At 65.2% G+C, this 7,636-nt stretch carries 5 protein-coding genes and 1 pseudogene; 4 read left to right on the forward strand and 2 right to left on the reverse strand.

From position 1 onward, the window contains the following. Positions 1 to 1,668 (forward strand): ABC transporter ATP-binding protein, encoded by a 1,668-nt coding sequence (locus EN786_RS07495; RefSeq protein WP_127310180.1) that lies wholly within the window; start codon positions 1 to 3, stop codon positions 1,666 to 1,668. A 20-nt stretch (positions 1,669 to 1,688) separates the two neighbouring features. Further along, positions 1,689 to 3,059, forward strand: a complete 1,371-nt coding sequence (locus EN786_RS07500) for an alpha-glucosidase/alpha-galactosidase (protein ID WP_127283553.1) — start codon at positions 1,689 to 1,691, stop codon at positions 3,057 to 3,059. A 24-nt stretch (positions 3,060 to 3,083) separates the two neighbouring features. Here the strand turns inward: EN786_RS07500 and purD are convergent, their stop codons facing one another. Together purD and EN786_RS07510 are read right to left on the reverse strand one after the other, a co-directional pair. Beyond that, positions 3,084 to 4,364, reverse strand: coding sequence for a phosphoribosylamine--glycine ligase (gene purD / locus EN786_RS07505; RefSeq protein ID WP_127283552.1), 1,281 nt, complete (start codon positions 4,362 to 4,364; stop codon positions 3,084 to 3,086). Between the two features lie 152 nt (positions 4,365 to 4,516). Continuing rightward, a complete protein-coding gene (locus EN786_RS07510; RefSeq protein ID WP_189524272.1) occupies positions 4,517 to 5,311 on the reverse strand; it encodes a phytanoyl-CoA dioxygenase family protein in 795 nt (264 codons plus the stop codon). Between the two features lie 90 nt (positions 5,312 to 5,401). Between EN786_RS07510 and EN786_RS07515 the strand changes: the two are divergent. Continuing rightward, a pseudogene (locus tag EN786_RS07515) lies at positions 5,402 to 6,312 on the forward strand (LysR family transcriptional regulator). A gap of 51 nt (positions 6,313 to 6,363) precedes the next feature. Further along, on the forward strand, positions 6,364 to 7,347 hold the full coding sequence (ubiA, locus tag EN786_RS07520; RefSeq protein WP_127283549.1) for a 4-hydroxybenzoate octaprenyltransferase: 984 nt from the start codon (positions 6,364 to 6,366) through the stop codon (positions 7,345 to 7,347). Positions 7,348 to 7,636: the final 289 nt, after the last annotated feature.

The following is a 7,636-nucleotide window of genomic DNA, read 5'->3' on the forward strand; positions in this document are numbered from 1 at the left end:
ATGACCCTCGCACTCGCCGAGCCCTTCGCGCCAGCCTTCCGCCACGACCATGACGGACGCGCGGACCAGCCAATCATCGACGCCCGCAACATCGAGGTGGCCTTCAAGGTCGAACACGGCGTCGTCGAAGCAGTCAAGGACGTCTCGTTCCAGCTCTATCGCGGCGAAACGATCGCCATCGTCGGCGAGTCCGGCTCCGGCAAGTCGGTGACGGCGCGCACCGTCATGGGGCTGCTATCGCGGCGGGCCACGGTATCGCCGAGGTCGAGCGTTTCTTACGATGGCCGGAACATCCTGAAACTCCCCGAGCAGGCCCGGCGCAAGCTGCGCGGCAACCGCATCTCGATGATCTTCCAAGAGCCGATGAGCTCGCTCAACCCGATCTACACGGTCGGCAGCCAGATCGTCGAGGCAATCAGGGTGCATCGCAAGGTGGGCCGCAGGGAGGCCTGGGCGCGAGCGCTCGAACTGTTGCGGCATGTCCAGATTCCTGAGCCGGAGGCACGGCTCAAGCAGTACCCGCACCAGCTCTCCGGCGGGCAGCGTCAGCGTGTGATGATCGCCATGGCTTTGGCTAACGATCCCGACGTGCTGATCGCAGACGAGCCGACGACGGCGCTCGACGTCACGGTCCAGGCGCAAATCCTCAACCTGATCCGCAATCTGCAGAAAGAACTGCGGATGGCGGTGATCCTGATCACCCACGACCTCACGGTGGTGCGCAAGTTCTCCGACTACGTCTATGTGATGCAGCATGGCGAGATGCGCGAGCACAATGTCACCGAACGGCTCTTCGCCGATCCGCAGCACCCCTATACGCAGCGCCTGCTCGCCTCCGAGCCGCGCGGGCGGCCGCAACCGCTGCCGGAGGGCTGCGGCACCATTCTCGAAGCGAACGGCGTACGCGTCTGCTTCATGCTGCGCCATGGCAGCTTCCTGAAACCGGACTGGCGCGAACTGGTCGCCGTCGACGACCTCGACCTCAAGCTTTGCCGCCACGAGACGTTGGGGCTGGTTGGCGAATCCGGCTCCGGCAAGACCACCTTCGGCCAGGCCCTGCTCAGATTGCTCGATCCGAAACGCGGCGAGATCCGTTTCGACGGCCAGCCGATCCATGGCCTGTCGCGCAACGAAATGCGGCCGCTGCGCTCACGCATGCAGATCGTCTTCCAGGATCCTTTTTCCTCGCTCAATCCTCGCATGACGATCGGGCAGATCATCGAGGAAGGGCTGGTCGTCAACAGCATCGGCGCGACACGGCCCGAGCGGGTCGAACGGGTTCGCGAGGCGCTGGTCAGCGCCGGCATGCCGGGCGACATCCTTTCGCGGTTCCCGCATGAATTCTCCGGCGGCCAGCGGCAGCGCATCGCGATCGCCCGGGCGATCGCGCTGGAGCCCGAATTCATCCTGCTCGACGAACCGACATCGGCGCTCGACCTCTCCGTCCAGGCGCAGATCATCGACCTGTTGCGAAAGCTGCAGGACGAGCGCGGCCTGAGCTATCTCTTCATCTCGCACGACCTCAAGGTGGTGCGCGCGCTGTGTCACCGCGTCATCGTCATGCAGCACGGCAAGGTCGTCGAGCAGGGACCTGTCGACGAGGTGCTCACCAATCCCAAGACCGCCTACACCGAACGGCTCGTCCGCGCCGCTTTCGATGTGGCCTAGACAAAGTGCCGGAGGTTTCAGTGGCAAGACATCCCAAGATCACGTTCATAGGTGCCGGTTCGACAGTGTTCATGAAGAACATCGTCGGCGACGTGCTGCAGCGCCCGGCGCTGTCCGGCGCGACGATCGCGCTGATGGACATCAATCCGCAGCGGCTGGAAGAGAGCGCCGTCGTGGTCAACAAGCTGATCGCGACGCTCGGCGTCAAGGCGAAGGCCGAGACCTATTCCGACCAGCGCAAGGCGCTTGCCGGGGCTGATTTCGTCGTCGTCGCCTTCCAGATCGGCGGCTACGAACCCTGCACCGTCACCGACTTCGAGGTGCCAAGGAAATACGGCCTGCGCCAGACCATCGCCGACACGCTGGGCGTTGGCGGCATCATGCGGGGCCTGCGGACCGTGCCGCATCTGTGGAAGATCTGCGAGGACATGCTCGCGGTCTGCCCCGAGGCGATCATGCTGCAGTACGTCAACCCGATGGCGATCAACACCTGGGCGATATCGGAAAAATATCCCGCCATTAGGCAGGTCGGCCTCTGCCACTCGGTGCAGGGCACGGCGATGGAGCTGGCGCACGACCTCGACCTTCCCTACGAGGAGATCCGCTATCGCTCGGCCGGCATCAACCACATGGCCTTCTATCTGAAGTTCGAGCATCGCCAGCCGGACGGTTCCTACCGCGACCTCTATCCCGATCTCGTGCGCGCCTATCGCGAAGGCCGCGCGCCGAAGCCCGGCTGGAACCCGCGCTGCCCCAACAAGGTGCGCTACGAGATGCTGACGCGGCTAGGCTACTTCGTCACCGAAAGCTCGGAGCATTTCGCCGAATACACGCCCTATTTCATCAAGGATGGCCGCCCCGACCTGATCGAGAAGTTCGGCATCCCGCTCGACGAGTATCCGAAGCGCTGCATCGAACAGATCGAGCGTTGGAAGGGGCAGGCCGAAGCCTACCGCTCGGCCGACCGGATCGAGGTCGAGCAGTCGAAGGAGTACGCCTCCTCGATCATGAACTCGGTCTGGACCGGCGAGCCCTCGGTGATCTACGGCAATATCCGCAACAATGGCTGCATCACCTCGCTGCCCTTCGATTGCGCCGCCGAAGTGCCATGCCTGGTCGACGCCTCCGGCATCCAGCCGACCTATATCGGCGACCTGCCGCCGCAGCTGACGGCACTGATCCGCACCAACATCAACGTGCAGGAGCTGACGGTGCGGGCGCTGATGACGGAAAACCGCGAGCACATCTACCACGCGGCGATGATGGATCCGCACACCGCGGCCGAACTCGACCTCGACCAGATCTGGTCGCTTGTCGACGACCTGCTTGCCGCTCACGGTGACTGGCTGCCGGCCTGGGCGCGTGCGGATCGCAAGACACAGGCAGCCTGATCGTCGCTGGCGGCAGGGATAGGATCAGGCGCCGGCCTTTTCGCGCGCCACGGCCTGCCAGCCGATATCGCGGCGGCAAAAGCCCTGCGGCCAGTCGATGCGATCGAGCGCGGCGTAGGCGCGTTGCTGCGCCTCGCCTACCGTGGCGCCGGTCGCCGTGACATTGAGCACGCGGCCGCCATTGGCGACCAGCGCGCCGCCGTTGATGGCGGTGCCGGCATGGAATATCTCGGCGCCGTCGCTGGCGGCCTCCTCAAGACCGCGAATGACCGAACCCTTTTCCGGGGTGCCGGGATAGCCCCTCGCCGCCATCACCACCGTCAGCGCCGCCTCGTCGCGCCAGCGGATCGAGGTATGCGCGAGCTGACCGTCGACAGCGGCGTTGAGCAGCACCAGGAGATCGTCCTTCAGCCGCATCATCAGCACCTGGCATTCGGGATCGCCGAAGCGGGTGTTGTATTCGATCAGCTTCGGCCCCTGGTCGGTGATCATCAATCCGGCGAAGAGGATGCCGGCGAACGGCGCGCCGAGTTCGGCCATGCCGCGCATGGTCGGCTCGATGATCTCGCGCATAGTGCGCTCGACCATTTCCGGCGTCATCACCGGCGCCGGCGAATAGGCACCCATGCCGCCGGTGTTGGGGCCGACGTCGCCGTCGCCGACGCGCTTGTGGTCCTGCGCGGTGCCGAAGGGCAGTGCCGTCGTGCCATCGCACAGGCAGAAGAAGCTTGCCTCCTCGCCGGTCAGAAATTCCTCGACCACCACCTCGGCGCCTGCGGCGCCAAAGGCGCCGTCGAAACAGGCATCGAGCGCGGCCAGCGCCTCGTCCAAGGTCATGGCGATGGTGACGCCCTTGCCGGCGGCGAGCCCATCGGCCTTGATGACGATCGGCGCACCGACCTTCTCGACATAGGCCTTCGCCGAGGCGAGGTCGGCGAAGCGGCCATAGGCGGCGGTCGGAATATCGTATTTGGCGCAGAGGTCCTTGGTGAAGCCTTTCGAGCCTTCGAGCCGCGCCGCCCGCTTCGACGGGCCGAAGACGCGGATGCCCTCGCCGCGCAGATCGTCGGCGATGCCGGCGACCAGCGGGCCTTCAGGTCCGACGACGACGAGGTCGATCGCGTTGTCCTTGCAGAAGGCGGCAACGGCGGCGTGGTCGGCGATGTCGAGCTTGACCAGTTCGGCGTCGCGGCCAACGCCCGGATTGCCGGGCGCGGCATAGAGCCTGGTCAGAAGCGGCGAGGCCGCGATCTTCCAGGCCAGGGCATGTTCGCGGCCGCCGGAGCCAATCACCAAAACGCGCATGCCGATATCCCCAGTCATCCACGACAGGACCTCCCGCTATTGCCCCAGGGCCGGCGGGTCAAGGCTTTTGGCTTGCTCGATGCCGGTTGCGCACGGGAACGTCGCGCGGAGGGCGCGACGTTTCATGCCGATGGGCGGCTCACCCCGCGCGGTCAGCTCTGGAAAACCACCGGGAACCAGTCCTCGCGCAATTTCTGGCCGGGCTGCATGCCGTGGCCGGGATAGGGCGGCGAGGTGCGGCCCGGCCGCTCGACATAGTGAGCGTCGTCGCCGACCCAGCGCAGCGACAGCGCCCGCCGCCGGGCCGAGGTCAGGTTGCCGCGCGCGCCATGCGCCGTCCGGAAGTCGAACAGGATGGCGTCGCCCGGCTCCATCTCCCATTCGAGCACTTTCATCGACGGGTCGTTGTCTGGATCGGGCACCGGTAGGTAGTCGCCTTCGTCCGCATAGAAATTGCTGTCGTTCAGCCAGCGCACCGGCAGCACCATCTTTTCCCATTTGTGCGAGCCGGCGATCAACCTGAGCGTCGCTTCCTTCACCGGATCGATCGGGATCCAGAAGCTTACCGTCTGGCTGCCATCGACGAAATAATAGGGAATGTCCTGATGCCAGGGCGTCGGCTTCTGCGTGCCGGGCTCCTTGACCAGAACGTGGTCGTGGAAGAACTGCGCGCTGCGCGACTGCATTACGGCGGCCGCCAGCTCGGCCGCCGGCGATTCCCTGACGATCCTGACGAATTCAGGGATGCGCTCCCAATTGCAGTAGTCGTCGAAGAAACTGCCCTTGCCATTGGCGATGTCGGAAGCGGCGGCGCTGCGGTTCTCGATGTTGCGCTCTATGCCATCCGCGATGACATCGACCCAATCCTTGAAGACGCCACGGATGCAGACCGCGCCATCGCGCTGGTAGTCGGCAATTGTCGCGGCGTCGATTTTCGGGCTGGCCATCGTGCTCTCCTGCTGTTCGATGATCGACTATCGCAAGAGCGTCACATCACGTAAAATAATAACTTGTCATCTCGCTTATAGTTTTGACCTATGAAGTTCACGCTCGCCCAATTGCGCTATGTCGTTGCCGTGGCCCGCTATGGCAGCGTGACCTGGCGGCCCAGGCGCTGAATGTGTCGCAGCCTTCGATTTCGGTGGCGATCGACCATGTGGAGGACGCGTTCGGCCAAAAACTGTTCGTGCGCCAGCGGGGAAGCGGCGTCGCGCTGACTTCGTTCGGTCGCAAGGCCGTCGCCAAGGCCAGGCAAGTGCTGGCCGAGGCGGACGAGCTGGCCGCGCTCGGATCGCGCGAAGCCGAAGTCGGCGGCGAGCTGGTGCTCGGCTGTTTCGAGGATCTGGCAGCCTATTTCGCGCCGGCGCTGATGCGCGCCTTCGCCGAGCGCTGCCCGGCCGTCACAGTCGTCATACGAGACGAAACCTTCGAGACGCTGGGGCGGCGGCTTGCCGATTCGGCCGTCGATCTTGGCCTCACCTACGATCTCGGCCTGCCGGCGCATTTCAAGCGCGTCCTGCTGCACGAACTTCGGCCGCATGCGCTTTTGCCTGCCGGTCACGTGCTGGCAGACAAGCGAACCGTCGGCCTGGTCGAGCTCGCGGCGCATCCGCTGATCATGACCGACCAGCCGCACAGCTGGCAGCACATGCTCGACCTCTTTCTCAGCCGTGGCCTGACGCCTGTTGCCCAATCGACGACGAGCTCGTTCGAGCTGCAGCGCAGTATGGTCGCCAATGGCTTCGGCGTCGCCGTCAGCTACACCAGGCCGCATGGCGATTTGAGCTATGACGGCCTGCCGCTGGTCTGCAAGCCGCTCGCCGATCCGCTGCCGATGCAGCGCATCATCCTCGCCCATGACACGCGCCAGCGCCTGTCGAAGGCGGCGCTGGCCTTCATCGAGGTGGCGAAAGCGTGGTTCGCCAGCCACGATGTCTTCACAGGCTGAGCGACAACGCGGCCGCTTGACGGCGCTCACCGCTGCTGCCACTCCAGCACGATGGAAACCATCCAGTCGAAAGCGGCCCAGGGCCGCGTCGCCGATGCGCCGAGCGGTCACTGGGTCTACCGCGCGCTGCCGCGCGGGCTCTGGCCCTATGCGCAGCTCGCGCGCTGGGATCGCCCGATCGGCTGGCAGTTGCTGCTCTGGCCGTGCTGGTGGTCGGCCGCGCTCGCGGCAAGCGCCTATCCGCGCCCGACGGATCCGCTGCTGACCCTGCTGCCGTCAGCCTGGTACCTGTTGCTGTTCCTGGTCGGAGCGGTTGCCATGCGCGGCGCCGGCTGCACCTATAACGACCTGGCCGACGAGGACATCGACAACCAGGTCGAGCGCACGCGCTCGCGGCCGCTGCCGGCCGGCAAGGTGACGCGCCGGCAGGCCTGGGTGTTCCTGGTCATCCAGGCGCTGGTGGGGCTAGTCGTGCTGCTGCAGTTCAACAGCTTCGCCATACCGCTCGGCATCGCCTCACTCGTCATCGTCGCCGTCTACCCGTTTATGAAGCGCATCACCGACTGGCCGCAATTCGTGCTCGGCCTTGCCTTCTCCTGGGGCGCGCTGATGGGATGGGCGGTCGAGTTCGGCGATCTCGATGGCCCGGCCATCATGCTCTATATCGGCTCGATCCTGTGGGTGATCGGCTACGACACGATCTACGCGCATCAGGACAAGGAAGACGACGCCATCGTCGGCGTGCGCTCGACGGCGCGCTTGTTCGGCGACAACACCAAGACCTGGCTGGTCGGCCTCTATGGCGGCGCGCTTGTCTGCTTCGCCATCGCCTTCGCCTCGGCGCAGGCGCCGATGCCGGCGCTGGCCGGGCTGATCGCCGCCGGCGCGCATATGGCGCGGCAGATCGCGAGGCTGGACATCAACAATCCGGATCAGTGCCTCAAGCTGTTCAAGTCGAACAACCAGGTCGGCTGGCTGATCTTCCTCGGCCTGATCGGCGGCTCGCTCTGGGTGGCGCTGAAGCCGCTGGTGTAGTTCTCCCTTCTCCCCGTTCAACGGGGAGAAGGTGGCGGCAGCCGGATGAGGGGCAGCGCCAGCCTTGCAGGCAAGGAGAAATGTACAGCGGTTATACGGCCTCTGATCGGCTTTTGATGTGGCCAAAACCTGAGGTCGCGCCGCCCCTCATCGCCCTGCCGGTGTCCAGCCGATAGATGGGTAACAGAATGGACCGGATACATAGGTAACAGTTCTCCCCCTATGAGTCCGCTGCAGCGCCAAGCGGATTGGTTGGCGCGGCGCTGCAGCGGACAAGCGTCATACGCCT

The organism is Mesorhizobium sp. M4B.F.Ca.ET.143.01.1.1, assembly GCF_004792275.1.
GTDB lineage: Bacteria > Pseudomonadota > Alphaproteobacteria > Rhizobiales > Rhizobiaceae > Mesorhizobium > Mesorhizobium abyssinicae.